Origin of the sequence: Protofrankia sp. Cr1, from assembly GCF_963555865.1 — a bacterium.
Classification (GTDB): Bacteria; Actinomycetota; Actinomycetes; order Frankiales; family Frankiaceae; genus Protofrankia.
The window spans coordinates 34,159-37,794 of sequence record NZ_CAUVXO010000014.1 but is presented as its reverse complement, the minus strand read 5'-3'; the positions used below and the strand labels follow the sequence as shown (position 1 = coordinate 37,794).

Sequence of the window (3,636 nt, the reverse complement as noted above, 5' to 3'; positions counted from 1 at the left end):
CCGCCGGAACGGGCCGAGCCGCCGGAACAGGCCGAGCCGCCGGAACAGGCCGAGCCGCCGGCGGGACCAGCAGGGTTACCCATTGGTAACAACCTGCCGTAGGCTTCGGGGTGTCGGCGAGCACGTCGGCACCGGCTTTGTCCGGGTCCCCCGGTCAGGAGGCACAGGTGTTCCTAGCTGCCAGGGACTCCGTCCGCGACGTCGTGTTCGTCGACGGCGTCCGCACCCCCTTCGGCAAGGCGAAGGGGGTCTATTCCGAGACACGCGCGGACGATCTCATCGTCAGGGTCATCCGCGAACTGCTGCGGCGCAACCCGTCGCTGCCGGCCGACCGGATCGACGAGGTGGCGATCGCCGCCACCACCCAGATCGGCGATCAGGGCCTGACCATCGGCCGGGTCGCGGCGATCCTGTCCGGTCTGCCGCAGTCCGTACCCGGCTACGCCGTCGACCGGATGTGCGCCGGGGCGGTCACCGCGGTCACGACGACCGCGTCCGCGATCGCCGTCGGCGCCTACGACGTCGCGATCGCCGGCGGGGTCGAGCACATGGGCCGCCACCCGATGGGCGAAGGCGCCGACCCCAACCCCCGTTTCGTCTCCGAGCGGCTGGTCGACCTCTCCGCGCTGGTCATGGGGCAGACCGCGGAGAACGTGCACGACCGCTACCCGACGATCACAAAGGCGCGGGCGGACGCATACGCCCTCGCCTCCCAGCAGAAGGTGGCCAAGGCCTACGCGGACGGCCGGCTCCAACCCGATCTCGTTCCGGTAGCGGCCCGGCACGTCGACAGTGGCTGGGATCTCGTGGCGAGCGACGAACCACCGCGCCCGGACACGACGTTGGCCGGACTCGCCGGCCTCAAGACCCCGTTCCGCCCCCACGGCCGGGTGACCGCGGGTAACGCGGCGGGCATCAACGACGGCGCGACCGGATGCATACTCGCCGCCGCGGACGTCGCCGGGGAACTCGGTCTCACCGCGAAGATGTCCCTGGTCGGCTTCGGCTTCGCCGGCGTCGAACCCCACGTGATGGGGGTCGGGCCGATCCCGTCCACCGAGAAGGCCCTGGCCCGTACCGGCCTGTCCATCGACGACATCGGGCTGTTCGAGCTGAACGAGGCCTTCGCCGTCCAGGTACTGGCCTTCCTCGACCACTTCGGCATCGCGCAGGACGACCCGCGGGTGAACCCCTACGGCGGCGCGATCGCCCTGGGGCATCCGCTGGCCGCCAGCGGCGTACGGCTGATGACCCAGCTCGCCCACCAGTTCGCCGAGCGTCCCGACGTCCGTTACGGACTCACCGCCATGTGCGTCGGCCTCGGCATGGGCGCCACGACCATCTGGTCGAACCCGCATTTCAACGACGCGGCGGACACGGCGGACGCGGCTGGAGAGCCAAACGGCGCGCGACGATCGTCAGATCGCGCGCCCGCAGGCCGCAGTCCCCGGAGCACTAACGGGACGGGAGCGGCAACATGAGCTCGACCGACACGCCGACCCTCGATCATCCGGGCGAGGTGGTGACGCACGCCCACGTCCGTTACGTGCAGGTACCGGATGTCGCGGGGCCGATTGCGCTCATCACCCTTGACAACGGCATGGACCACACTCGGCCGTCGACCTTCGGCCCCACCGGGCTGCGCAACCTGCTCGCCGCCGCGGCTGAGATCGAGGCGCACGCCCCGGCCGTGTCGGCCGTCGCCGTCACCGGCAAGCCGTTCGTCTTCCATGTCGGCGCCGACCTGTCCTTCCGGTCGTCGTTCACCGATCCGCGGGCAATCCGGCCTGCCATCCACGCGTTGAGCGAGCTCGGGCACACCGCGATGCGCCGGATCGGCGCGGGACGCCTGGCCGGCGCCAGGGTGCCCACCTTCGCGCTGATCAACGGCGCGGCCATGGGCGGCGGCCTGGAACTGGCGCTGCACTGTGACTACCGGGCGGTCTCCGGCGCGGTCGCAGCGTTGGCCCTGCCCGAGGTCTTCCTCGGTGTGGTCCCGGGGTGGGGCGGAACCCAGCTGCTCCCGAACCTGGTCGGCGCGGACAGGGCGGTCACCATCGCCATCGAGAACCCGCTGAGCCAGAACAGGATGCTCAACGCCGCTGCGGCGGTCGAGCTCGGCCTCGCCGACGTGCTCCTGGAACCGGCGGACTTCCTGGAAGAGGCCCTGCGCTGGGCGGGTCAGGTCATCCGCGGTGAGATCGACCCGGCCGCCGCGCGGACGCCGGTACGGCGCGGGCAGGCCTGGGCCGACGCGGTCGCCCGTGGCCGGGGGTTGGCCGACGCCAAGCTGCACGGCGCCGCACCCGCGGCCTATCGCGCGTTGGAACTGATCGAGCTCGCCGAGACCGCCGATCTCGACTCCGGCCTTGCCGCCGAGGCCGACGCGCTCGCAGACGTCGCCGTCACCGAGGAGCTGGCTGCCAGCCTTTACGCCTTCGACCTGGTACAGAAACGGGCGAGGCGTCCAGTCGGTGGGCCGGACGCTTCGCTGGCCCGCCCGGTCACCAAGGTCGGTGTGGTGGGCGCAGGCCTGATGGCGAGCCAGCTCGCGCTGCTGTTCGCCCGGCGCCTGGAGGTCCCGGTCGTGCTGACCGACGTCGACCAGGCCCGCCTTGACGCCGGTGTGGCCGCCGTCCACACCGAGATCGACAACCTGTCGGCCAGGGGGAGACTCTCCCCGGACGCTGCGTCGCGGCTGAAGGCGAGCGTGACCGGCTCGCTGGGCCTCACCGCGTTCACCGACGCAGACCTCGTCATCGAGGCCGTGTTCGAGGATCCCGCAGTCAAACGGCAGGTCCTGACCGACCTGGAGGCGGTACTCAGCCCCACGGCCCTGCTGCTGACCAACACCTCCGCCCTGTCGGTCAGCGAGATGGCGTCGGGGCTGGCGCATCCGCAGCGGGTCGCCGGGTTGCACTTCTTCAATCCGGTCGCCGTCCTGCCGCTGGTCGAGGTGGTCCGGGGCAGGCACACCGATGACGCGGCCATCGCCACCACCCTCGCGGTCGCGAAGAAGATCAAAAAAAATGCGGTGCTCACCACCGACACGCCTGCGTTCGCACTCAACCGCCTGCTTCATTCGGTTCATGGGCGAGGTGCTCGGCGCGATCGAGGACGGTACTCCCCCGGCCGAGGCCGACCAGGCGCTGGAACCCCTCGGCCTGCCGATGTCCCCGCTGGCGCTGCTCGGGTTGGTGGGCCCGGCGGTTGTCCTCCACGTCGCCGAGACCCTGCACGCCGCCTATCCTGACCGCTTCGGCAAACCCGAAGGCCTTGCCCGGCTTGTCGCCGCCGGCCGGACCGGGGTCTACGCGGAGCACGGGGATCCGCATGAGATCGACCAGCAGGCCGCCGAACTCCTGCGGGTCCATGCCGACGGTGATGCCCCGGTGCCGACCGGTGAGCAGGTGCGGGAGGCGGCGCTGGCCGCGCTCGCCGAGGAGATCCGGATCATCCTCGACGACGGCGTGGTCGCCGAGGCGGCCGATGTGGACCTGTGCCTGATCCTCGGTGCCGGCTGGCCGTTCCACCTCGGCGGCATCACGCCGTATCTGGATCGCACCGGCGTCAGCGAGAAGATCACCGGCCGCCGTTTCAGCCCGCCGGGTGTAGCGAGCATTTCCTAGTTTCTGG

1 protein-coding gene and 1 pseudogene are annotated in these 3,636 nt (G+C 71.1%); both read left to right on the top strand.

What is annotated here, in order from left to right:
- The first annotated feature begins 167 nt into the window (after positions 1-167).
- A complete protein-coding gene (locus U9980_RS02995) occupies positions 168-1,481 on the top strand; it encodes a thiolase family protein (protein ID WP_322766578.1) in 1,314 nt (437 codons plus the stop codon).
- A pseudogene (locus tag U9980_RS02990) lies at positions 1,478-3,629 on the top strand (3-hydroxyacyl-CoA dehydrogenase NAD-binding domain-containing protein). Before U9980_RS02995 ends, U9980_RS02990 begins: the two are co-directional and overlap by 4 nt.
- Positions 3,630-3,636: the final 7 nt, after the last annotated feature.